This window comes from Anaerotaenia torta, assembly GCF_050433395.1.
Classification (GTDB): domain Bacteria; phylum Bacillota; class Clostridia; order Lachnospirales; family Lachnospiraceae; genus Mobilitalea; species Mobilitalea torta.
Genome location: NZ_JBNPXH010000011.1, coordinates 130,118 through 156,327, shown reverse-complemented (window position 1 = coordinate 156,327; position 26,210 = coordinate 130,118). Strand labels below are relative to the sequence as shown.

The 26,210-nt window shown below is 42.5% G+C and carries 13 protein-coding genes; 3 read left to right on the top strand and 10 right to left on the bottom strand.

Annotated features, from left to right (window positions below):
• Positions 1 to 44: 44 nt before the first annotated feature.
• Complete coding sequence (locus HNQ56_RS17630; protein WP_429148930.1) at positions 45 to 719, bottom strand: response regulator transcription factor; 675 nt, start codon at positions 717 to 719, stop codon at positions 45 to 47.
• Between the two features lie 276 nt (positions 720 to 995).
• Here HNQ56_RS17630 and HNQ56_RS17625 point away from each other — a divergent pair, with 276 nt between their 5' ends.
• Positions 996 to 3,353: a leucine-rich repeat domain-containing protein gene (locus HNQ56_RS17625; RefSeq protein ID WP_429148929.1), complete on the top strand. Its 2,358-nt coding sequence runs from the start codon at positions 996 to 998 to the stop codon at positions 3,351 to 3,353.
• A 197-nt stretch (positions 3,354 to 3,550) separates the two neighbouring features.
• Here HNQ56_RS17625 and bglX read toward each other — a convergent pair whose 3' ends face one another.
• The 5 genes from bglX to HNQ56_RS17600 form a co-directional block, all read right to left on the bottom strand.
• Positions 3,551 to 5,758, bottom strand: coding sequence for a beta-glucosidase BglX (bglX, locus tag HNQ56_RS17620; protein WP_429148927.1), 2,208 nt, complete (start codon positions 5,756 to 5,758; stop codon positions 3,551 to 3,553).
• A 159-nt stretch (positions 5,759 to 5,917) separates the two neighbouring features.
• Entirely contained in the window at positions 5,918 to 6,955 is a 1,038-nt protein-coding gene (locus HNQ56_RS17615; RefSeq protein ID WP_429148926.1) for a LacI family DNA-binding transcriptional regulator, read from the bottom strand.
• Positions 6,956 to 7,272: 317 nt separating this feature from the next.
• Entirely contained in the window at positions 7,273 to 8,862 is a 1,590-nt protein-coding gene (locus HNQ56_RS17610) for a DUF3502 domain-containing protein (protein WP_429148925.1), read from the bottom strand.
• A gap of 70 nt (positions 8,863 to 8,932) precedes the next feature.
• Positions 8,933 to 9,844 carry a carbohydrate ABC transporter permease gene (locus HNQ56_RS17605; protein WP_429148923.1) on the bottom strand — a complete coding sequence of 304 codons (912 nt, stop codon included), beginning with the start codon at positions 9,842 to 9,844 and terminating at the stop codon, positions 8,933 to 8,935.
• 16 nt (positions 9,845 to 9,860) lie between these two features.
• On the bottom strand, positions 9,861 to 10,793 hold the full coding sequence (locus tag HNQ56_RS17600; protein ID WP_429148921.1) for an ABC transporter permease: 933 nt from the start codon (positions 10,791 to 10,793) through the stop codon (positions 9,861 to 9,863).
• Positions 10,794 to 11,115: 322 nt separating this feature from the next.
• On the opposite strand from HNQ56_RS17600, the gene HNQ56_RS17595 reads away from it, so the two are divergent.
• Both HNQ56_RS17595 and HNQ56_RS17590 read left to right on the top strand, forming a co-directional pair.
• The gene (locus HNQ56_RS17595) at positions 11,116 to 14,460 is read left to right on the top strand and encodes a GH36-type glycosyl hydrolase domain-containing protein (protein ID WP_429148919.1); all 3,345 of its coding nucleotides are present in this window, start codon (positions 11,116 to 11,118) and stop codon (positions 14,458 to 14,460) included.
• A 49-nt stretch (positions 14,461 to 14,509) separates the two neighbouring features.
• The gene (locus HNQ56_RS17590) at positions 14,510 to 15,286 is read left to right on the top strand and encodes an endonuclease/exonuclease/phosphatase family protein (protein WP_429148918.1); all 777 of its coding nucleotides are present in this window, start codon (positions 14,510 to 14,512) and stop codon (positions 15,284 to 15,286) included.
• A 99-nt stretch (positions 15,287 to 15,385) separates the two neighbouring features.
• On the opposite strand, the gene HNQ56_RS17585 is transcribed toward HNQ56_RS17590, so the two are convergent.
• The 4 genes from HNQ56_RS17585 to HNQ56_RS17570 form a co-directional block, all read right to left on the bottom strand.
• Positions 15,386 to 16,201 (bottom strand): AraC family transcriptional regulator, encoded by an 816-nt coding sequence (locus tag HNQ56_RS17585; RefSeq protein ID WP_429148917.1) that lies wholly within the window; start codon positions 16,199 to 16,201, stop codon positions 15,386 to 15,388.
• A gap of 209 nt (positions 16,202 to 16,410) precedes the next feature.
• The gene (locus tag HNQ56_RS17580) at positions 16,411 to 23,175 is read right to left on the bottom strand and encodes a rhamnogalacturonan lyase family protein (protein ID WP_429148915.1); all 6,765 of its coding nucleotides are present in this window, start codon (positions 23,173 to 23,175) and stop codon (positions 16,411 to 16,413) included.
• Between the two features lie 213 nt (positions 23,176 to 23,388).
• Positions 23,389 to 25,212, bottom strand: a complete 1,824-nt coding sequence (locus tag HNQ56_RS17575; RefSeq protein WP_429148913.1) for a type 2 periplasmic-binding domain-containing protein — start codon at positions 25,210 to 25,212, stop codon at positions 23,389 to 23,391.
• 76 nt (positions 25,213 to 25,288) lie between these two features.
• Positions 25,289 to 26,200, bottom strand: a complete 912-nt coding sequence (locus HNQ56_RS17570; RefSeq protein ID WP_429149042.1) for a carbohydrate ABC transporter permease — start codon at positions 26,198 to 26,200, stop codon at positions 25,289 to 25,291.
• Positions 26,201 to 26,210: the final 10 nt, after the last annotated feature.

Genomic DNA, 26,210 nt, shown 5'->3' with positions numbered 1-26,210 from the left:
AATCACCAAGTATATCATTAAGGTTTTCTTTAATGATAATTGCTTTATACGCTCCATTTGTAACCGCACCCCCATACTGTTTCAATAAATTCCTGTTGGGTATATTGGGAGAATTTCTTCCTGACTCTGCGAATAAGCTCCGTTACAATTCTGCTGTCTCCCTCTCCGTCATATCCCCATAGCTTTTCATAGATGCTCTCTTTATCAAAGACCTGCCCTGCATGGCTGGCAAGGAAATCAACTATTTCATACTCCATTTTTGTCAGATTAATTTCATTATCACAATAATGCACCGTTCTCCCGACAAAGTCTATGCTCAGGTTATCTATGAATTTTATCCGGGACTTCTCCCTGTTTCGTCCTTCTCTTGCGATATGTGCCGCAATCCTGGCTTCCAGCTCCTTTAAACGGAAGGGCTTCGTGATATAATCATCACCGCCTGATAACAGGCCGTTGATTATGTCCTGCTCCTCTACCTTTGCGGTTAAAAACAGGATGGGACAGGCCACCTTGTTTCTAATCCGCTTACATAGCTCTATCCCGTTAATATGAGGCATATTAATATCAAGCAGGATCAAATCCGGCGTGATATCCATCTTCTCCAAGGCTTCCTTTCCATCGGAAGCGGTATAAATCAAATAACCCTTTACTTCAAAATAGTACTTCAGCATCTTTAATAATTCTTTATCATCATCAACGATAAGCAGTTTGCTTTGCATTCAGACTCTCCCTTATATAATATATCTCCCATTATAATTCATATTTATCTACAAATAAACAACATTGTCTCCCGCCTCCATATTGACCATGGCTTTCAGAAACGGATTATTCACAGCCTTTTGAGGGAGGCCATGAATGGTATGGCGGCTGCTATGATTTTGTGAATCAATATCTATAGGATACTGCCCTTTCATAAAATTGACTAATATGGTAAATGGTGTTATATTCTTCATAAGGTAATTAAAGTCAATCATACAGAAAGGGGGTATTGTTAAATGAAAAAAATAATTCTTAGCATATTAATAGTCGTATCCTTAATCACATTGTTACCCCGGACGATATATAGGGCAGAGGCAAAAGAAAATGAATTTGTAATAGAAAATAATGTTCTGATCAAATACAACGGCACATCGAATACGGTGACGATTCCGGATACCGTTAAAACAATCGGAGCCTCCGCCTTTGAAGGCAACAAAACCATAACCAAGGTAACGATACCGAATTCCGTGAGTGTCATTGAAAGTCTTGCGTTTTATGGATGTACTAATTTAAAGACAATTACGATCCCCGCTACCGTACATACGGTTGATGTGTTTTCCTTTGAAGGGACACAATGGCTGAAGCAGCAAAAGGCTGGTTTTCTGGTGGTGGGTGACGGCGTGCTCATCCGATATAACGGCGCGGCAAAGAAGATTGTCATTCCAGGCACTGTAAAGAAGATCAATGAAGTCGTATTTTCCAATAATACTCTGATTACCTCTCTTTCTATACCGGATGGTATAAAGGAAATCGGCTCCGCCGCCTTTCGAGGCTGCAGTAAATTATCCGCCGTAACAATACCGAAATCAGTGAAGGAAATCGGCGCTGAGGCTTTTTCCGGAACCCCGTGGCTGAAAAACTACAAAACGGCCTATGTCGTGGTCGGTGACGGAATCTTGATTCATTATAAGGGTACCGCCAAAAAGCCCAGTATTCCAAAATCAGTAAAGCGTATCGGATATCAGGCATTTTACAAGAACACAAAATTTGAGAATGTTGTGATACCGGAGAATGTAACACGGATCGACGCCGGGGCTTTCAGCGGATGCAGTAATATCACCAAGATGAAATTATCCGGCCGGCTGACAGAGATAGCGGCGAATACCTTCCAGGACTGCATCAAGCTATCCGGTATAACCATTCCGGCAAAGATAACGAAAATCGATGATTATGCCTTTCGAAATTGCAAAGCCCTGACTAAGGTGTTATTTGAATCGGGAAGCCTGCTGCAGACCATCGGGCAGGAGGCTTTCATCAATTGCAAAAGCCTGACGGGCATCTCCATCCCCAGTGAAGCGGCCGAAATTAAAACCGGCGCATTTCAAAATTGCAGCAAATTAACGGCCATACAATTGCCGGGTAAAATAAAGAAAATTTATGAGAACACCTTCCTTAATTGCAGTTCACTAAAGAGCATTGATATTCCAAAGGGTGTTACGAACATCGGAGCCTCCGCTTTCGGCGGATGCAGGCAATTATTAAGTGTCACGCTGCCTGAAACCCTTCTAACCATTGGGGACAGTGCCTTTCACGAATGTGTCGGCTTGAAAGGGATTACGATTCCGGAGGGAACCACCGCGATCAAATCCTATGCCTTTTATGAATGCAGTAATTTAGCTGAGGTCCTTTTCCCCAGCACCCTTACCTCCGTCGGATACGATACGGTGTCAGGCACCAAATTCCATAGTGAAAACCCGGAGGATTTTATCCTTACACCAAACGGCATTCTTATCGCTTATACGGGAAAAGGCGGGATCGTAACCATACCTGAGACAGTAAAAAGTATGGCAGACGGTTCCTTCCATGACAGCAAAGCGGCGGAAGTGATCCTGTCTGATTCGATAGAAGTGATACCGGATGGCGCATTTTCCAATTGTCCGGACTTAAAGACCGTACGGGGCGGGCTCAATGTAACAAGGATTGGCGCTAATGCATTTATGGGCTGCGGTTCATTGGAAGAGCTCACTCTGGGCAATGGTCTAACAGTCATTGGAGAAAATGCATTTTACAGATGCGGCAGCTTAGAACGCATTCCCGATCTTAAAAATATTCATACCATTGAAGCTGCCGCTTTTTATGGCTGCAGCAAACTGAGTAAGATCGAGATTGGTGACAGCCTCAAAGCAATTGGAGGAAATGTATTCCTCGACACACAATGGCTTAATGATTATGCAGGCGATTTTGTCATACTGACGAACGGAACTTTCATCTACTATAAGGGAAACGCTTCTGTTGTCACACTTCCCGGCAATGTTACAAGCATTGCTCCGGATGCCTTCCGGGGAGCGCAGACTATTTCCAAGGTGGTTATTCCCGGGAATGTTAAGAGTATCGCTTACCACGCATTTGCATTCAGCAGCGTAGGGGAAGTGGTTATGGAGGAGGGCGTACAGTACATCGGCGATCAGGCCTTTAACGAATGCCTGAATCTGAAGAAAATCACCATACCGGAGAGTGTTACTGAAATCGGCAGCAATATCTTTTTATGGGAAGCGTCTGACAATGCCTATGCCATTACCGTCTATTGCAAAGAGAACTCTGCTGCTCATGAATATGCTATTCGAGCCAGGCAGAATGTCAGTATTATGAAATGATCTGATATAACTTGATATATAACAGCTTCTTGCTGATAACAGTCAAGCGGACGACCCATGGCCGGGTCGTCCGTTTCAACTAAATATCCAAAACAAATGGTGCTCAGCGTCAAACCCCTGCGAAGATGGAATACTTCGAGCTGATGTAACCAAAGAGCAAGCCCGCCCCAACATCTTTTTGTTAACCGAATATATTCCTAGGCTAATTCAAATGATACGAATTCCTCCGTACTGCTATCTGTACCAATAAACACATGGAATTCACCCTTTTCACTGGTAAAGGTCAGATCTGCCTGATAGAATTGCAACATATCTTCCGTAATTTTAAAACTAACCTTTTTCCTTTCGCCAGGTTGTAAATCTACCTTTTGATAACCTTTCAGTTCTTTTCTGGGCCGAACCACACTGCCTACGCAATCTCTGATATAAAGCTGAACTGTTTCAGTTGCCTGGTACTCCCCTTCGTTTGTAATAGCGGCGTATGCTTCCAAAGTCTCTCCTTTATGCATAAGATCCTTACTTAACGAAAGGTCAGAATATTGAAATCTACCATAACTAAGTCCATAACCAAAAGGATACAGAGGTGTATTCGGAATATCTCTGTAATTTGATTTATACTGTGTTTCTCCGGATTTCGGATCATAAGGTCTTCCGGTATAAAACTCATTGTAATGAACCGGCACCTGTCCCACGCAATACGGAAAGCTCATGGGCAACTTTCCGCTGGGACTTACCCTTCCCATCAGAGTATTTAAGATTGCATTGCCTCCCTCTGTTCCGGGCATCCAAACATTTAATATGGCTTTGGATTTTTCGGATACTTCTCTTAAATCCAAGGGTCTGCCGCTGAACAGAACTACTGCAATATTAGGATTCGCCTCATATACTTCCCGCAGCAATTTCATCTGCACCCTGGGTATCCTTAAATCTCCCCGGCTGGAAGCCTCACCTGACATACGGCGATGTTCTCCCAATGTTAAAATCACCTTATCCGCATTCTTTGCTGCTTCCACGGCTTCTATCAGCATTCCTTCCTGTTCCTGCTGTGTGCTTTCCGTCCCCTGATACCCCGGTATCAGATAACTTTCGTCCTCTCCTAAATAATCACAGCCTTTCGTTAAGGTAATCTCATAATTCATTCTATAGTTTAATGCAGCATCCGCAATGGACACCGTGTCCTCGGGCCTTCCAAGCATGGACCAGACACCGTATATTTCCTTTTCCCTCACAAAGGGACCGATGAATGCTACTTTTTCTTTCTTTTTAATTGGAAGAATTCCATCCTCATTTTTTAGTAAAACGAAGGACTTTTGAGCCGCTTCTAAAGAAATCTGTCTATGCTCTTTACATAAGATGATTTCTTTTTCTTTTATTTCGTCTGCATCCTTATAAGGGTTTTCAAACAAACCTAGTTCATTTTTTAAGTTAAGTATACGAAGAACTGCCTCATCTAGCAAATCTTCTTTTACGATACCCTCCTCCATGAGAGCAATCAGGTGTTTGCTATAGATTCCCGTCATCATGTCGATATCTACACCGGCATTCATCGCAAGGGCTGCAGCTTCTTTTCTATCCTTTGCATATCCATGGTATTGTAATTCTTCAATCGCTCCCCAATCGGATATTAACACTCCCTTAAATCCCAATTCCTCTCGAAGGATCTCTCTCATGAGCCGGCGATTTCCGGTTGAGGGAATTGAATTCACCGTATTAAATGCCGTCATCACCATCTTAGCTCCCGCTTTAATTCCAGCTTCGTAAGCCGGGAGATAATAAGCCCTGAGAGTGTTTTCAGAAAGTTCAACTGTATTGTACTCCCGTCCCCCGGTTGGGGCTCCGTATGCGGCAAAATGCTTTACGCAGGCAGCTATCTTGTATTTTTCACCTACAGTGTCTCCTTGGTACCCTTCTACCATTGCAGCTGCAAAATCGCTATTAAGCTTTGTATCCTCACCGGTGGCTTCCATAACTCTTCCCCACCTGGCATCCCTGACCAAATCAGCCATTGGTGAAAAGGTAACGTGTACACCTGAGACAGCCGCTTCCTTCGCTGCTGCCGCAGCACATCTTTTTGCCAGCTCCGGCTCAAAGGTAGCTCCCTGCGCTAATGGTATCGGAAATATCGTTCGAAATCCATTGATAATATCCAGCATTATGAGTAACGGAATTTTATGAGGATGATTTTTTATATAATTATCCTGAATCTCTTTATATTTTTTTGCGCCTAACAAACCTATTACAGAACCTGCCTGTGCAACGCTTTCCTCCGTGATACCATTTTCCCTGATCGGACCGGTAAGTACAGCTTCATCGATGAAAAATCCACTGGTCACCTGCAAAAGCTGATTTACTTTCTCCTTGAGACTCATTTCCCCAACTAAATCCTTTAACTTCTGTTGATCCATTGCTGTTCCCTTCTGAAATACATATAAGCATTTTATGTTATTTTTACGTAAGATATTGTGCTGATTTTGTTATCTTAGCTATTATCAGCCAATTATTATGGCAGATGTATTATAGCCGTTTTCTTTCCTTCAATATTAATAATGTATCAGCAAATAAAGCTATATCTCCTGTATCTTTCTTACAGAGCCCCGTTTCATAATGACTGAATTATACACCATGTGCTGTGACCTTTCACCATTCATCATTCCATGGAGCAACGATACAGCGGATAGAGCCATTTCTGTTGCGGGCTGGTAAACGGTATCCAATGCCGGATTATAAAACTCCATTATTTCTATTCCATCAAATCCTACAATAGAGATATCCTCCGGTATTTTCTTTCCGCTTGCCAATGCGGCCTTAGCTGCTCCAATTGCTAATACATCCGAAAAAGAAAAAACAGCGGTCATGGCTGGATTTTTTTGCATTAATTGCTTCATAGCAAGAAAGCCTGCGCGAAAACCCGTACCACTTACGGGAACCCCGGTAGAGACTAAATTATCATCCACCGGTATTCCTCCTTCCTCTAAGGCTTTTTTATATCCCTGATAGCGCAGTATATTGGGCGTAATCAAATTCCCTGCATCTTTGTACAAAAATCCGATATTCTTATGCCCCATTTCAATTAAGTATTTTGTAGCTTTGTAAGCTTCCTTTTCATCATCGATAATTACACTGGAATAGAGGGAAGGATCAACTTTTCCTTCGGAACTTATTGTAAGGAGAACACACGGAATCCCAAGCTGCTTAAACTTTGCCTCCGTATAAGACGAGAAGGAACCTCCCATGATAATTACTCCGCATAAATTACTATGCATAGATTCACTGATTGCAATATCCAGCTCATCAGAACTATCATCCACATTCTGAATCAGAAGCGGATATCCTCTGGATGACATCTCTGTCTCTATCACATCCATCATTTTAATAAAAAACGGATTGGATGTGTACTTGACAATCAATGCAATATTATCGGATTGCGTTAATTTAAGATTTCGGGCGCTGTTATTGGGAATGTAATTATATTCATTAATCACATCCATTACTTTTTTTCTTGTTTTCTCACTGACAGATCCCGTTTGATTTATCACGCGGGAAACTGTTGCTATACCTACACCCGATAATCTTGCTATATCCTTAATATTGATATTTGCCATCATGGACCTCCCGTATTTAATAAATGTCATGATTAAAGCGTCAAAAGCACCTTCGGTGCTTTCCGAATACAATATATTGCTATTGCAAGCAGGCTTGCATATCAATATATTGTATCCGGAAATGTGCGCAGCACCTTTTGACGCTTTAATCATATCATATTGAAAAGAGGCTGTTGCAAAAAATGTCATTCCGGATTAATTTCATATAGCTGAATTTTACCGAAAAAACTCTCTTTCAGAGGATCTTCAGATATAGAATTCAGCTATATCAGATAACAGAATATCATTTATTGTTTTGCAACAGCGATTCTTTATTCCTATTTTATAACTGGTGTAAAGGTTGATAATTGATTATTTAATTCCTCGATAACCTTATCAATACCTGCACGTTTTAACTGATTTCTATATTCCTCAATTGCAGTTTCTACATTTTCAGTCTTACCTAACATAAGCTGGATACCAAGGGTTGAGTTTACGTTAGAAATTGCGGAAAGCTCTGCACTAACATTGGTGGGGTCAAAACTAAAGCCCGTGAATGGATCGCTGATATATATTTTACTCCATTCCTCCAGTTTTACATAACGGCTGGGATGCTCTGTTTTCAGAGGAATCTTAAATTCGGTATTGCTAAATGCCCATCCTGCAAATCCACCCGCATCTACACTTTCATCATAAGTTGCAGGTTTTTCAAGATAGCCGTCCACGACTTCATACTGACGGCCTTCTATACCATATTGCCATAAATTATAGTAGGTTCTGTCAGTAAGGAATTTTTCGATAGCCATAACACATCTTTCAGGATATTTTGATTTAACATTTACAACAGTGATGTCCTGTGCAGCGGAGCTTTTCATCACTTTATTATTATCCTCTGCAAAATACCAAGCATCAATATCCTGATCCGGTAAATTCCCGTGAACATTAGTGAAATTACCTGTCCAGTCTCCCATATGTGTGATGTAGGAAGAAGATTGACCATTCTTATACATTTCCTTATCACCGGTAGAAGAAGATAATATGTCCTTAGGCCAATAGCCTTTACTATCCCATTCATCCATCATCCTTACAAACTGTGCAAACTCATCGGTAAATGCCGGATGAACGATATCCTTAAAGTTATTAAAATCACGGGTAACTAAATGCAATTCTTCCGTAGAAATACCGGGAGCAGGAACCCAATTACCGGTAGTATCGATTAGCATTTTATAAAAATCCTTAGCGATATCAGCATTGCCATTGAAAGGATATATTCCGTTTGCAACCGAAGCATCACAGTAAGCAATCATGGATTCTAAATCAGTAACCTCACTAATACCCCATTTTTTACAATTTTCTTTGTTATACACAAATCCGGTACAGTTAAATCCCGAACCCAGAGTAGGTACACCATAGATTTTTCCTTCGGATGTGGTTGCAGCCCAGCTTGTCTCCGGAACTCTTTCCTTTAATACCGGAGCATACTTATCTATGATTTCAGTAATATCATATAAAGAACCCTGCTTCGCTAATGTGTAATAAGGTACTGCTGTGTTAATGGAAGCATACGCCATATCAAAGCTTTCGTTGGATGCCCAGATAAGCGGATATTTGGTGCCGATATCACCCCAGTCGATATACTTAATTTCGATGGATGTATTGATATCTTCTGTCAGTTTTTGATTGATTTCTGCCAGGATATCCTCATTGGCCACTCCCGCCGAACCATAAAGATACAACACTAGAGTTACATGCTCTGATAAGTCAATTTCCTTCTCTGACTCTTTGCCAGACTCGTTCTCAGACTCATTTTTTGGATTATCCGTCTGATTTCCTGTCTGATTCGTATTCGCCTCTTTGCCGCATCCGGCTAATAGCATGCAGACCATAATGAAGCATAAAATACTTGACACAATTTTCCTTAATTTCATAACTTTTCCTCCTTTTATTTTATAGGTCTTCTATTAAAAAGTAAAGCCTATAATTCCCTGATTTATTTAATTACCCTTTTACGGACCCCATGGTAAGCCCGCTCACAAAATACTTTTGAACAAATGGATACAGAAAAATAATTGGTCCGGTGGTTAATACAGCCGTTGCCATCTTCACGGACTGGGTTGGCAGAGTTTCTGTATTAATAAAGTGTCCTTGACTTGTTAAAGCCTCAACATTAGCCAGATTGATCATTTTCTGTAAGTAAAATTGCAGTGGATACTTAGAAGGGGTATCAATATATAAACTGGCACTATACCATTGATTCCAGTATCCTAAACTCAGGAATAATCCTATCGTAGCTAAAGAAGGAATGGCCAGCGGCATAAAAACTTTCCAATATATCTTGAAAGCACCGGCTCCGTCCATCATAGCTGATTCATATAATTCATCCGGTATGGATTTCATAAAATTCCGCATCAAAAATATGGACCAGGCACTAATCAAACCAGGTAAAATCATTGCCCACAGACTATCTTTTAAATGTAAATATCTTACCGTTAAGATATAAGATGGCACCAAACCGCCGCTAAACAAGGTTGTGAAGTAGATGAAAAAGGAAAAGAAATTACGATATTTAAAATCCTTTCGATTCAGTACATATCCCGCCATTGACATAGCAATCAGTCCAAGTACGGTTCCGGCAACCGTCGTGATAATTGTCACTTTATAGGCATTAATCAGCTTAGTGGGATTATCCAATAAGTATTTATAAGCTGAAAAAGTAAGCTCTTTCGGAATCAGCTTGTACCCCTCGGCAATAATTTCTCTTTCCGTCATAAAGGAAGAGGTAATCATTAACACAAATGGAAACAGGCATGTTATGGTAAAGATTCCGATTACCGTATAGCATATAATATTTAAGATGCGATTACTTTTACTTAATTTAATGGTCATTTTGTGATGATTGCTTTTCTTCATCTTCTGCCTCCTTATATTAGAACAAAGCACTTTCCGGCTCTATTTTACGGACTATCATATTAATCGTTAGAACCAGGATCAACCCAAACACTGACTGATAAAGTCCTACCGCTGCACTCGATGAGAAATTAAAGGATCCAATTAAACTTCGGTAAACATAAGTATCAATAATATCTGTCTGGTAATAAAGGAGTGAATTGGTACCTATCAGGTTGTAAAACAGATCAAAGGAACCTCTTAAAATTCCGCCCAGTCCAAATAACACCAGTAAAATAAAGGTTTGTTTTAAAAGGGGAATTGTTATATTAAAAATTCTTTGCAAACGGCTTGCCCCATCAATATAAGCTGCTTCATATATTTCGTTACTGATCCCTGTAATAGCTGCAAGATAAACAATCATTCCGTATCCGGTAGACTTCCATAAATAAAAGAAAACTATTATGTACTTCCATATTCCTGGATTTGTATAGAAGGGGAATCTTTCCATGCCCATATTAACCAAGACAGAATTGATAAATCCATTATCAAAATTAAAAAAGTTATATGCAAAAACTCCAACTACTACATATGAGATAAAGTGCGGAAGTAAAATTATCGACTGTGATACTTTTTTATAGTATTTATTAATAATTTCAGATAACATGATTGCTAATACAATTTGGAAAGAATGGCTTAATATTAAAAACACCAAATTATATAACAATGTATTTTTCGTAATTCTCCAAAGGTCTCCATTTCGAATTAAAAACTCAAAATTCTTTAGGCCGACAAAATCACTTCCAAAAATTCCTTTATTCGGATTATAATTTACGAAAGCAACATAAGCTCCCGGCATTGTAATGTAAGAGAAAATAATAAAATATACAATTGCCGGTAAAAGCATAAGGAACATAATCCAATTCCTATGTATCTCTTTTCCAAATTCATGGAACCCCCGCTTTACTTTCAATTTAGTTCCTCCATTCATGTTATTACCAAAACCAGAAATCAATTTCTTTGCATTGGAAACGTTTCCTTTGATTTGATATGATTATCATAATGTATTCTGTTTATTTTGTCAATATGTTTATTACGTAAATATTTATTATCTATTTTTATGCATTTTTGCCAAGGTGTAATCAACACTGATACCTGCCCATTTTCTTTATAAAATTCGCTGAAAGCCTTGCAATCTCTTAAGTATATGATTTTTCTTGACATATAATCTAAGTTCTTGTATACTTTTTTGTGATTGGAAAGGTTTCCATTCATTTTATGAAGGAGGTAACTTTATGATACTTAATGCTATGTCTGTTCCCATTATATTAAAAAACGGTAACAGTATTTTTACTTTCTTGCAGGGAGGAGACATTTTTGAATGGCTTCATGAGTCAGTTATGATTAACGCATTTCGAGGTAACCCATTAAATGGTTCAGTTAATAATATATATCTTCGAATATACAAACAAGATTCCATCACTTGTTATCCATTAATCGGACTGTCATCCAAAAGTGAATTGAAATTCAGCAATTCATCTCTTGTTTTCGAAGGAACAGCAGATCAAATCAGCTATACTGTAACCTTGCGTCTAACCTCGCATGGCATATGGTTCTGGGACATCTCTTTCCATGGCCTATGTGACAAAGCCGATGTAGTCTATTCTCAGGATATAGGAATTGGTTCAAAGGGTAATGTGATATCCAATGAGCTTTATGTTGCACAATATTTAGGTCACAGTATATTTGAGGGAGAATTTGGATACATCATCTGCTCCAGGCAGAATATGGCCCAGGACAATTGCTATCCTTATCTTCAGCAAGGCAGCCTTGGTATCCGTTCCGTCGCGTACTCTACAGACGGTACACAATTTTTTGGTCTCTCTTATAAAAAAACCAATGTCCCCGAGGCATTGCTGGGCAATCTCCCCAGCAAAAACAAACAATTTGAGTTGTCACATACCGCACTTCAAACAGAGACATTTTCCATCTCCGGAATGAAGCAATTTTCGTTTTACGGTATCTGCAAATCTAACCATCCGAATGCTGTCACTGAATTAGAATACATACAGGAACTGGAAAGTGCTTACTCCTTTGAGGACGCTCCGAAATTCAAGCAAGTGAAAATGCCTACTCTTAATCAAGTAGGAACCCCTTATGCTTCCAAACAATGGAATATGGAACTGGTGAACAAGTATTTCCCTACCAGGATCTTAGAGGAAAAGGAAGGCGATACACTACTGTCATTCTTTACTTCCACAAATGGTCATGTAGTTTTACAGCCGAAAGAATTAATAACAGAACGTCCTCATGGACATATCCTAATGACTAACTTTGATTTAAAGAATGTTCCGTACGGTATGGTTAGCTCCACCAATTATATCTATGGTGTATTCAACTGTCAACTGGTGGCAGGGAATACCACCTATAATAAACTGCTGTCCAATCATAGGGGCTTATTAAACTGCGAGAAGAACAGCGGGCAGAGAATCTATGTAAAAATCGAAGGTCAGTACAGATTACTTACCTTACCTTCCGCCTATGAAATGGAGGTATCAGGCAGTACCTGGTACTATCAAATAGAAGATGATGTCTTAATTATTACCACCTTTGTCATGTATAACCGTCCCGAAATCGTTCTTAAAGTTTATTCTGTCAATCATAAGAACTATGATTTTATAGTTACTCATCAATTGACAGCCGGCCCGGGAGAATATGAAAAGGAGATTGAATTAACAAAAGATAATACTATATTACAGATTCGCCCTTCCTTGGATTCTAATATTAATTCCTATTATCCTAATCTTCATTTCCGAATGAGAATCCCAGAAGATAGTTATGTTAGTGATGATCGCATTTTCTTTGCAGAGAACGCCGAAATGAACCCTTCCCTTTTGACCGTTATGATACCGGACCGATCAGAGTTTGATATTGTTATACAGGGCTATGTTAACGAAGGGGATGACATCCCTTTCCTTCTTAGCTATGATTATCCGACACTGAGGGAGGCTTATCACAAATATTATGATAACTTAATATGCAATTTCTTATTAAGTTCTTCGAAGGGCTTTTCTCTTACAATGCAAAAAATAAATGTTATTATGCGTTGGTATGCGCATGATGCCCTAATTCATTTTGCTTCTCCCCACGGTCTTGAGCAATCCGGCGGCGCAGCTTGGGGTACTCGCGATGTATGCCAGGGACCAATAGAATTTTTCTTAAGCACACAGCATTATGAATTAGTACGTAACATACTATTAACCCTTTTCTCTCATCAGATGAATCAAGTCTATGAATGGCCTCAATGGTTCATGTTTGATCACTATCCCATGCATCAGGAAGATTGCCATGGTGATGTAGTATTCTGGCCCCTGAAAGCTATCAGCGACTATATAAGGGCCAGCGGAGATTCTTCCATACTGGAGGAAGTTGTAGATTATCGAGAGCCGAAGGATGCACTGCCTGCAGGCAAACCGGAAACAATTTTAAATCATATAAAGCGAGCTGTAGAAAATATAAGGAAGCGTTGTCTTCCCGGTACTGCTCTTATTTCCTACGCAGGAGGAGACTGGGATGACACCTTGCAGCCTGCAAATCGTCAATTGCGTGAAAATCTGGTCAGTGCCTGGACACAGGCTCTTGCTGTACAAACAATGGAACTGCTCAGTAAATCGGTATTCCATAAGGATTATACTTTTGCAAAGGCAGCCTTAGATATGGCCAAGGAGATGAAAGCCTGCTTTAATCAGTATCTTATTAAGGACGGAGTAATCGCCGGTTTTCTATACAGAGAGACTAAGGAGCATATGAAATATATGCTGCATCCGGCAGACACTGAAACTTCCATCCACTATCGTTTACTGCCTTTAACCAGAAGCATTATCGCACAAATAGCAGATACAGAACTGGCAGCCCGTAATATGGATATTATTGATAATTATTTAGCATGTCCTGACGGTATACGCTTAATGGATCATCCCGCCGGCTATCATGGCGGCAACAGCAAAATTTTCATAAGAGCTGAGCAGGCTGCCAATGTAGGAAGAGAGATAAGTCTTCAATATGTACACGCACATATCCGCTATATAGAAGCCGCTGCTACATTTGGGTTATCCGACAAAGCCTGGGACGCACTGATGCGTATCACGCCGATCCTGCTTACCGAGTACGTACCTAATGCATTAACTCGTCAAAGTAATGTTTACTACAGCAGCTCCGACGGATGTTTTGATGACCGCTATGAATATGCCGCCGATTTTAACAAATTAAGAACCGGTGATATTCCGGTAAAAGGAGGCTGGAGGCTTTATTCCAGCGGTCCGGGAATTTATATAAGCAGAATCATTGCGAATCTTCTTGGGATACGGTTTAACCAGGAGCATATTGTTATTGACCCAGTGATAGCAGAGGATTTTGACGGAGTCTCCGTTCAGTTTACATGCTACGGCAAAACTGTCTTCTTTATCTATCATATCGATAACAGAAGTCTTCAGCCCATATGTATAAAATCAAGGGACATTGAACTTCCGGGAAAACATTTAAAAAATAAATACCGTAACTGTGGATATGAAATTTTAAAAAATGATTTTTTGGATGCTGCTTCAAAAGACAATCAGCTTCATGTTTATATTAAGAAATAGCAGCTGAAGAATTATTTATTTTTGATATAAGAAGCGGAGGATTATGTATATGAAGATAGTAACATTTAATATCCGTTGTGATTATAATCAGGATGGAGCTAATAATTTTGAAAACAGAAAAGATATGATAAAAGGTAAGTTAAAAGAAGAAAATCCGGATATTGTCTGTTTTCAAGAAGTACTGCCTCACGTAGCTCACTGGCTCAAAATGAATTTAGAAAATTATTATGTCATAGGTTGCGGCAGAGAAAGGGACTTAAATGGGGAACAAAACAGTGTGGCATTCAAGAAAGAGAAATTCCAGCTTATATCTATGAATACCTTTTGGTTATCTTTAAATCCTGAAATACCCGGAACAAGATATGAAAAACAAAGCATGTGTCCAAGATCGGTTACGGAGCTATTCTTAAAGGATTTAGAGACAGAAAATTTATATTACCTGTTAAATACCCACTTGGATCACGAGAGCAGTGAAGCCAGAGTGCTTGGTATGGATCAAATAATAAAACATATTAAAAATACATTAGAACAAAAAGAGCAATCCGCATACGGTAAAATCAACACAATTCTAGCCGGAGATTTTAATGAATATCCTGATTCTGCAGAAATACAGCTTATAGAAAAAAGTGGTTTCTTACGTGATATTACCTTCGGCATGGAAGGAACCTTTCATGATTATGGCAGAGCAGATCCATCGGAAAAGATTGATTATATCGCTGTCTCAATGGGTTTACAGTGCAGTAAGCGTGAGTTATGGAAAGAATGTATTAAGGGAGTGTATCTATCCGATCATTATCCTGTCAGTGTCGTACTGGAAGCTCATTAAATATTACTCAAATCAACTAAGTCCGGAAAGAACCTATTAAGTGCTAACATAATAACCGCTTGGATATGATTTCAAGCGGTTATTATTCTACAGAATTCTTTAACTTGTTTTATACTTCTTACGGTATTCAGTAGGGGAAACACCTACGTTTTTTTTAAAGATCCGGTTAAATTTACTGCTTGCATCATAGCCGCACTCCCCGGCAATTTCTGTAATTGTACGGTCGGTATATTTCAGCATCTCCTGGGCTTTTCTCACCTTGTGAGTATTAATGTATTCTAAGAGTGTCATTCCGCTGATTTCTTTAAACAGATGACAAATATAATAGTGGTTTAAATAAAACTTCATACTTAATTCTTCTAAAGTCACACAGTAATTCTGCTTTTCAATATAATCAGTTAATAATTTAAATGACCGCATCTTTCCATTATGTTTGTGAAACTGTCCCTCTTTATCCAAACCGGTCTTCATATTTAGGTATACAATATACTCCAGGAATTTGTGATTAAAAACACTCTCCATATTATGCATGAATGATGTCGCTAGGACCTTATTCATACCTACTAAAAATACTTGATCAATCCATTCCGGTTTAACATGCAAGTAATCCCGATCAAACAGAAGTGAAAAGTCGTGATCTGGCACCATCTTTTTCCACGGCAACAGTCTTTCTGGCTGAAAAGAGAAAACAAAGCATTCATAATCCTCATTTGATACCGGAACTGTTCTATGCCGAACATGACTATTAATAAATAGCAGACTTCCTTTTTCCATTGTAACCAAACGATCATTAATATAAATGCCTTTTTTTCCTTTTACGACATAACAAACTTCACATTCGTAATGCTGCTGATTTTCATATTCTATATAGTCCCCTGATTGAATATATTGTTCTAAATTTGTTATACCTACCATATATTCACCTCTCTGGCCTTTACGTTATCAGCATGTATCACTATGTATTTTAAAGTAGTTCTATTAATTTATCAAGGTTTAAATATTGATATGTGCCCTGTATCGGTTTTCACTATTCAGGCTATTGTCAAAGATAGAGCGTATTGCAATTCCAACTGTTTACGTTGGTTTTACAACACGCTCTAAGCATTTAATTCAATACCTTATGGCTACTTCACTGTAACCTTGGTTACCACTATCTTCTTTTTACCACTATAAAGTATAACCTCCGTGGTGATGACGGCAGTTCCCTTCCCTTTCGCAGTGACTTTACCATTGCTGTCTACGGTTGCTACTTTTTTATTGCTGGATTTATGGGTTACGGTAACTGCTCCCACTGCACTGCCCGCCACTTTATCCTTCAGGTGATGAACCAACTCTAATGTAACAGGCAGCTCTACTTGAATAGGAGCAGTTTTTTCCTTTTTCAAGGTTATTTTTGCAGGAGTGATACTAATTTGATTTCTCAAGGAGGCGATTGCTTTCCTGTCCGCCTCTTTTGTAAGCACTACATAATCGGAGCAATGAAGGATTTGAACCGTGATATACCCATCCTTATCTGCCTCATAACCGGAACTGTATGGTAAAGTTTCCAATTTTCCTGTTTCACTATTGTGATGATACAGATAAATCCTTTTACCAGCTTTCATACCCTCCTGGTTGCCAACGTAAATTCTAACAGCAGCCTGTGCGGGTAAAATGCCTTCATGGCCAAAGCTTATCAACAGAGCTTCCGCATTCTTATTGTTTTTCACAAGCTCATCCAGCTCTTCCTGATTCAGTGCTTTTACCGTTAAGGAAAGATTCACTTCTGTTATCTCCCGGCCGGACTTTGCCAAATCTTCTCCTGCAAAGGACCAGCTATAGCTTTCTTTCCCCTCTTCGTCTACTACAGAGACACTTAGGCCCTTCTTATTATCTTTTGCGGCCTGCAATCCTTCCTGATCCAGATGGATATTCATTCTCGCTTTATCATTGCCTCTTAAGGAGGAAGGAATCGGGATCGTAACGCTGACTTCTTTTACCTTTTCATGTTCCAGCTCTTTCAATAAATCTTTTGCAACTACCGGAATATTAATCTCTAAAGGCTTCGCAACCGAACCGTTTTTCTCGATACTTGCAAGAACTCTATCCGTTGGCAAGTCAACTGTTACCTTCATCCTGCCATCCTTATCAGCCTCATAGATATTAATATCTACCGAACCGTCGACACCGCCCAAACCGGCTTGAACTATTTTTTTGGGTGCTGGTGTTACGGTTGGTATTACCGTTGGTATCACGGCTGGCGTTACGGATGGTGCCACGGTCGGTGTTATCGTTGGTGTCACAGTCGGCGTTACCGTTGGTGTTACGGTTGGTGTCACGGTCGGCGTTACCGTTGGTGTTACGGTTGGTGCCACGGTCGGCGTTACCGTTGGTGTTACAGTTGGTGTTACCGGAGTATGCTTAAAGGTTACGCCTATGGTGTGGTTTCCACTGACATTATCAAAGGTATACGATGATATAGCTCCTTTATCAACACCGTCCACCGTGACAGATACAATACTGTAATCTGCACTGGGCATGATGGTAAAGGTCTGACTGCTTCCCGCTGCTACAGAAACCGGGCCGCTGGGATTGATAATGCCCCCGCTTCCTGCCGTTGCCGTGATCATATAGGTAACATCCGGCGTAGTGGTGTAATGTAAATTGGGAACAGGAAGTTCCATCCCCGCAACCTTATCCGCGATATCCTCACCCAGATAGAAGCCCAGGTGGGGCGGCTGGTTGTACCCGCCGTTCTGCCAGCTTACGGACTGCCGGTAAGTCGGATCGTGCATGAGTGTGTAGATAACATGATCGGTGGGTATGTTACTGCTGTAAATACGCAGCGCATTCTCGTCGTTCCTGCGCACCAGCAACTCCTCGCGCCAGTCACCATAGAGATCCAGTGTCAGGCTCGGATTCGCCTTGGAGCCGTTGTTCATACTTGAGCCTTCCAGCCTCCACCAACCCTCTACCCTGGATGCAGCGGGGTCATTCTCATTGTAATAGAACTTGGTTATATGCGGTCTGCCGCTCCAGTGATCCAGAAGCTCCTGCATCAGGTCTCCGTCCCAGTAGAGAGCGCTGTTTACACTTACCGCGTTTGGTATAGGGTTCTCCGCCCATACACTGTCGTTGGTAAAGAAACCATCCCTGATGTATTGTCCGTTCTTGATGTTATAGATGGCTATACCGGAACCCCAGACCTCAAATCCAGGCAGGGGAGTGATGTTAAAGGCGGCACCGCGCCCGGTGTCGCCGGTTCCCTGAGCCCAAACCAGCTCGCCGTTGGAGGCATTCAGAGCTACCGCGCCGTGCCGGGGAGGACCTTCCTGCGGCAGCACGACATAGAACTCATTGGAGTCGGGCTGCATCACACTCACATGAATCGCGTCGCCATGCCCCGCCAGCGGATGACCGTTCTTATCGTCGGATGCCCATAGGATATTGCCGTCTTCATTAATAGCGGTGGCACCTGTCAGGATTTCGTCGTATCCGTCAAAGTCCACGTCCGCTACGGACATGTTGTGGTTTCCGCCATGGGAAGAGCCCTGGTAGTCCGGACTGTCAGGGGAAACCGGTTTATAGTGCCAAATCAGCTTTAATTCTCCGTCCACCCACTGGTACGCTCCCACATCACCGGGTCCGTACTGCCCTCGGACTTCAATGATACTCGGATAGGGAGCCGCACCCTGCACACCGTTTTTCGGCAGGTAGGCAACAGCACCTACGAACCGGTCGCCGCGATTGCCGTAACCGTCACCCCAAAACGGTCCATACAAATCAAACGGAGCAAAGTAGGGCAATGTGCCGTTTTCCTTCGGAGCACCGGTCAGACCATCAAACACGCTGATGAACTCGGGGCTTTGAAGTATCTTACCTGCAGGATAAGCGGGATCGATGCCGTTATATTCCCCGCCGCCGCCTTGCCATAAGGGGCCGGTACCAAAGAAACCATTAATATAAATTGGCCAGTTCGCATTTCTGGGATCATTGTTTACGTCAGCGGCTGTTCCCCGGACCCAGACAGGCTCCGCATAGGGGATGTCAACACTTGTGTATCTGTCTTCTCCGAGATCGGTCCATTGCTTACCGCTGCTGCGGTTATCGTCCACCGTCCGAAGCACCCATACAGGGATATCCGTTGTGTCGTCTATGGTACCGTCTTCTTTCGGGAAGAATATGCGGGTACCAACGCCAGTCTTCATGGCAAGTTCCGCTTTTCCGTCTTCGTCCAAATCATAAAAATGCAGTGCGGGATAATGTGCTCCGGAGCCAATGTTATAACCTCGGTTGATTCGCCAGAGAAGCTCACCTTCAAGGGTATAACAGTCGAAGATTGACTCGGCCATGTATCCGACGTGGGAGGAATCCCGACCGTGTGTAATCCATTGTACCAGAATCTCATACTGTCCGTCGCCGTCCGCATCCGCTGCAGTGCAGTCATTGATGGAGTATTGAACCACACAATCCGGCTCACACCCTATTCCGTTGGCAATACACGGGCGATCCTGCGGTTTTTGCAGGGGAATATCCAGATAAGGGAAGGGTCCGTTATTATTGTCGGGATCATTCCAGGCGGTAACCTCATGACTCATAAGCTCACCGTCCGTCGTTCTGCCCGGCAGGGGAAGCGCTTCTACCTTATACCTGTCACCGGGCTGCCCGTCCGCATCGACATAGTTCAGCGTACCGATGGGAGAATCGTTGACTTTTACACCGTTTCTGTAAACATTGAAGGTCAGACCTGTATTGTATTCGCCGGAAAGCATACGCCAGGTCACAAGTATACCGCTCAGGCCATTTGCATGTTCATCGAGGGGACCGTTCCTATCCGCAACCGGCATCGCAACCACGCCGCGGTCAAGCCATTCCGCAGACCGTTCTACTTGATTGGTCTTGGTGAGGTCGGCCTCAATACGGTATTCTACATAAACCTCCAAAGGCAGATTCTTGTTGTTCACCGCCACGCCGGCCTCTTCGGCCAATGTTCCGGCAAAGGTATACAGACCCGGTTTGTCTGTGCTGAATCTGTATGCTTCCTTTCTCACACCATTGTTATGATACTCCGGCTGCTGCCACGTCACGTCGACATATACGGATTCTCCGCTTTCCAGTTCGCAAAGCACCTTCTCGGGCAGATAGCCTTGCCATTCCTCCCCAACGGGAATCACGCAGTACTGACAGGGCGACAAATAGTTGCCGTCCGGGGTAGGCTGCTTGTCAGGCCACCTGGCCGGATCATGCCATACGGTGATCTTTGTGATGGTGTCATCTGTTTCTTTTTTTCGCAAAGCGAAGATGTTATCCATCAGTGTAGTGGACCAGATATTTCCACCGTCTCTTATATGCAGAATTTCCATCCTGTTGATTTGTTTCTGATCTGCTGTCAGGTTAAATATATGCGTACCAAGGGGTTCCGTAGTGAAAGCCTTCCCACGTTCCCATGCGGTTACAGACACAGTCTGATTTGTAAAATCAAAATCAATCCCGATAGAGCACCAGGTGCTTGTCGTTGTTCCGCTTGGTATAATCATAGTGGGTTCAGTCTGGTTCCAACCGCTCGCTTCCGGCCCCGTATAAGCAGCAACCCCATTCGTTCCGCCTAAGCTGCGTAAGGTCAGAATCTGTGTATCAATATCCCTGAGTCTGATTTCCAACGGAGCATGACCGCCCGGATTCCAGTCAAAGAATATGTAGGAATTGGGTCCCAATTCCCTGTTAAGTACCGGTTCAAGCGCCGCAGTACTGCCTCTGGATCCGGACGCATTATTTACTTGATAGCGAAGATAGAAGTTGAGTACATCCTCGCCATTTACATTCTCTATCGTGCTTCCTTGTTCTAATCCGCCGAATAACCATGTTCCGTCCTCAAATTTAAAGTCCGTACCCAACACATTCCGATATTCCGGAAGGTGCTCTTCAAAATCCGGAACATATGGCTGCGCTGTATACTCTTTCCAAACAATGGTCACTTCACATTCAGCGTAAGCTGCCGGAGTCTCCTCTATACTGCTGATGCCGGTTGCTTTGATCTTAACAACCTTACCGTCGTCCTCTTGATTCGCTGCCAACGCCTGCACCAGACCATTCTCATCAACGGTCACCAGTGTGTCATCACTGGATGTCCAGGTGATGTCAGGGAGGGCATGAGAGGGTTCTACCTCCGCGGTAAGCTGGATTCTGTCGTTATAGCCGGGAATTGAGCCCGGACCAAAGGCAAGCTCCGCGCTGGGCTGTGACAGCACCACCTGCTCCGGGTCCGGGCGCGGTCCGGTATACTCGCCCGTACTTACGGTGTATTTATTAATACCGAGAGCTATGTGGTTTGGATTAAGATCATCCCAGTTGCTCACCCGCCACCCGTTAAGCAGCGTTCTTCCCACTCTTTTTCCGGTAAAACGGAGCGCATCCGTCCGAAAATCGTCCACCTGGAGCCACATCTCCTTGGTCAGGTAGTTAAACGTCACAGCAAGTTCATACCACACATCTGCGCTCACCCCCTGAAAGCCGGGGACAGGTGTCCACGTGGCGGGATCATTGCTTCTGCCCGCTCTGCCGTCATCCACCCAATACTCCAGGTTGATCATGCCGGGAGTTGCTGTGGATACCTGCCTGACGGCGAAGACCGGGGTGATACTCGGCGTCAGACTTTCAAAGAAAATCTCGTACCAGTTCTCACGCGGCATGGCATATCCGGGCATCCAGCCGAATCGGTATTCGGCGATATCTTCGGTGCCGGAGTTGTAGTCGTGGAACGAACTGCGGCCGCCGGAACCCCAGGCGTTAATTGCCAAATAGCCGTTATTTACGTTTCTTCCTGCATTGCCGGTATCAAATCCCGTAGCAGCAAGACTGGAGAAATCCGAGTTAAACATCGCCGTTAAATTGTCATAGAGCGGAACGAGTGTACCTGCCATATATGTGACGGCGACCTGGCACTCCGCATACACACCACTCTTGATGCTGGCGGCCCTGATTGTCGCAGTGCCTTCTCCTACGGCGGATACTCCACCGGTGGGGCTGACCTTGGCGACAGCCGGGTTGCTGGTCGTCCAGGTTATTTCCTGACGAGCCTCCGCGGGCAGTACCGTCGCGTTAAGAGAACCCATCCTGGCAGAAGGCTGTGAACCAGTGCCGCAGCTAAGTGCCAGCTCACTCTCGGACAATACCACGCCTGCCGGGTCAGGTGTCTCATAGTTGCCCGTTCGTACGGTGTACTCACGTACCGCAAATGTATTTTCCACAGTAGTTTGGAAGCAATTGACCATGTCGATAATCGGCCACTCCGGCTTGCGTTTGTCTGCTTTTCCTGCATCCAACGTAACTATGTCGCCGACCTTGATTGTGATTGTGTCTTTCACATAGTCAAATGTAAATACGATCTTGTACCAATCCAGGGCATCTATATTATCACAGTTGGGGATTGTGGAATAAGCGCCGTTATACCTTTGCCATTCCAATCGTACCCTGCCGGGCTCCGCCAGGGGTACGGCCCTGATCCCCAAAAAATTGGACGCCGGAGTCCTGTCTTCAAAGAAAATCCTATGGAAGCCATTAGACGGCTGAGCGTAACCGGGACGGATATGAAAAGTTGTCTCAGCCACATCGCAGCCGGTGTACATCCCCCTTGCATCATGGTACCGGTTCCCCGCAGCAATAGGCTGAATGTAAAAACTGCTGCCGGATACGCAAGTAATGGGGAGATTTCCGGGATTCCATCCATTCGTAAACCCTGTAGCATTCGCATCGGAAAAGCCCGCGGTGAATGCCGGCTCGTTCCATATTATCTGCGGTTCGCTTTCCCCTATGCCATCCCCTTCCTCCGCGAAGGCTGCGGCGGGCATGTATGAAAACAGAAACGTAATAATCAGCAAGGCCGCTATGAGTCTCTTGTATCTGAAGCGCATGTTGTTTTCCTCCTTATTTTATTCGATTTTATTTTTTTCATGTAATTGATTACATAATCCTTAAACTGTGGTAATATTTATAGAACTGATGTTGGTTGCACAAAATCAGCTGTGTAGTGCTCATCTTTAAGAAAATTGCCTATATCCCATTGGGATGATAGGCAATTTTCAATTATTCCAGTAGGTATCTTTACTTACAGTAATTAATAGTATTTACTTATAGACCGCAATTTTTGATATATCTGACGGTACAAAAGGCTTACGTCCTGCCGCTATATCAAACAATTTGGACGCATTTCCATCCTGAAATGCCTGCAAACGTTCTTCCATAATCTCCCTATAGCCTGCATCCAAATACTGTTGTGCATACTTATCATATAAGGCATCAAATTCTTCCGGTTTACACTTTACAAGCTTTGTTGCCGCCTCGATAAAAAGTGAACGCAAATCGCCGGCGTACAGATTAACTGTCTCAATCGGAACAGAGAAGTAAGGATCCGGATAAATCAAACCGTCTACAACATTCTTTTGTACAGATATGTGATATAAATCGATAAGTTCCTGTGTAAAGTCCTGGGGAATATCCTGTGGTACAAGTCCCGCTATCGTATCCTCCATCGTACCAATCTGCTTAACTTCAACTGCGATACACCAGTAATCCTTATTTGAACCAAAGCCAATCTTCTTTTCACCGTTATACTCAACATTCATTATAGGTAATCCCTTATCATTAAGGGTATATGTCTCGCCCTCTACACCGTTCTGCATAAAGAACAATACATCAGGTTGTGCCATCCACTCCATATAAAGCCAGGCAGCCTTAAGCTCATCATCCGTTGCCTTGTCAGAAAATCCAACAAACATACCGGCCGGATTAGCTGCACGACCATGAGGAACCTCTGTCAGCCCTGCTTGATAACGGTCAAAGTAAACCGTAGTATTACCGATAATGCCCAGCTCGGCATCCGGGTTCTTCTCATAGAAAGCGCGTAAATCCGGCATATCCGATGAAAGCCACATACCATATTGATAGGTATTACCGTTGACAAAGTTCGCCGTATCAGCAGAGTTATTACCTGCATCGATCTCAAATTCATTTGAGAAGAAGCCCGCATTATACTCTCTGTTTTCACGTCTTAATGCCTCTCGCATCGGCTCATAGGAAAGAGGCGCTACAGTTACCCCAGAGTGCATAACCCATGCTTCCTCATCACGCGGCCACTCAGCAAAGGCACCCGGCTGATAATTCTCAGAAAACGGTCCCTTAGGAAGAGGGGGAATGCCATTGGTATATCCTAATTCAATAAAGGTTTTCATTGCATTAAAATATTCATCGTAGGTTTTTGGCAGTTCCAGTCCCGCCTTTTTGTACCAATCCTTGCGATAGAATACTACAAAGGTGCCAAAGGTATTCCATTCGGGACGCAGAGCAGGGGCAAAGGTATATCCATCCTTGAGCTTGAATAAATCAAACATTTCCTGACCGCCCGCTTTTTCAAACCAAACAGGGGCAGTGGATTTGAACGCCTCTAAGTCAAATGTTTTAAGAGCACCGTCAAATGACCACTGGCATACCTTATCCCAATCATACTCCATGAAAACGGTAGGCCAATCACCGGAAGCAAGGAGTAAATTATAGGAGCCCATTGTATCAGAACGGGTGATTGGAATAAACTCCACTTCCACGTTCATGTTCACACCAAAATTCTCGTTAATCCACCGGGTATAATAATTATCATTTACAACCGGTACATTAGGATCTGCACGATCAAATACAGGAATCTTAATCTTTACCTTGTTTTCAAAAGGCTCCATTCCGTAGTCAAGCGGGTTAAACCCACTGTAAGACAGATCTTTGTCCTTTTCTTGCTCGTTCTCATCCGGAACAGCCGTAGCGGTGGTAGCCCCAGGATCGCTGTTCTCTGGTGCATTAGCATCTGCATCATTCTTTTTTTCTTGATTAGCACAAGCTGCCAAGGAAATCGTTAATGCTGCAATAAGCACCATGGAAGAAACTCTTTTCCACATCTTTTTCATTGTAAATCCTCCCTTTTTTATTAATTATCTCAAAGAAATAATGGTTATTTCTTTTGAAAACATAAATATAATCTTTCTAACCTTTTACAGCTCCAATCATGACGCCTTTCACAAAATACTTTTGTAAAAACGGATACACGATTAAAATAGGGATTGTAGCGAACATAATCATGGCAGCCTGCAGCGTCTCAGGCGGCAAAACAACTCCGATCTGGGATTCGTTTAATAAGGTTTCTGAAGGCTTTGCACTCAATATCATATTATAAAGAAACAGTTGTATCGGATGTAATTTTCGATCACTTACAAAATACATTGCATCTCCAAATCCATTCCATCTTCCAACCGCTGCAAACAATGCCAAAGTGGCAAAAACAGGTTTACTAAGGGGAATATAAATCTGGGTTAAAATACGGAAATGACTGGCACCGTCTATAATGGCTGATTCCTCCAGGGAATCCGGAATTGAGTTCATAAAGAATGTCCTCATAATTATCATATCAAAGGCACTAAAGCCTCCCGGCAGTATCAATACCCATATGGTATCAATCAAGTTTAAATTCTTGAGTGTCAAAAAGAATGGTATCAATCCGGCACCAAAATACATAGAAATCAAAATATATAAAGTTATCAGCCAACGGCCCGGTAAATAGCGGCGTGACAAAGGATAGGCACATAGTGCAAGCAGTGTCAGACGAAGTGCCGTCTGCAAAAGGGTAATTAATGCGGTAAAGCCTAATTGCCTCATCAGAATAGCACTTTTAAACACTCGCTCGTATGCCGCGAACACAAAACCTTTTGGCCAGAAATAAACCTCTTTCGCCAGTACTGCCGTATCGGATGAAATACTTTTTGCTGCAACATGCAAAAATGGCAATATGCAAGTCAGGCACAGCAGTGTAATAAAAAGCATAATTATGATATCAGCCACGCCAAAACGATCCATGCTCCATGAATTTGTTTTACGGGATTTTATATTTCTATTCATCACATTTTTCAAC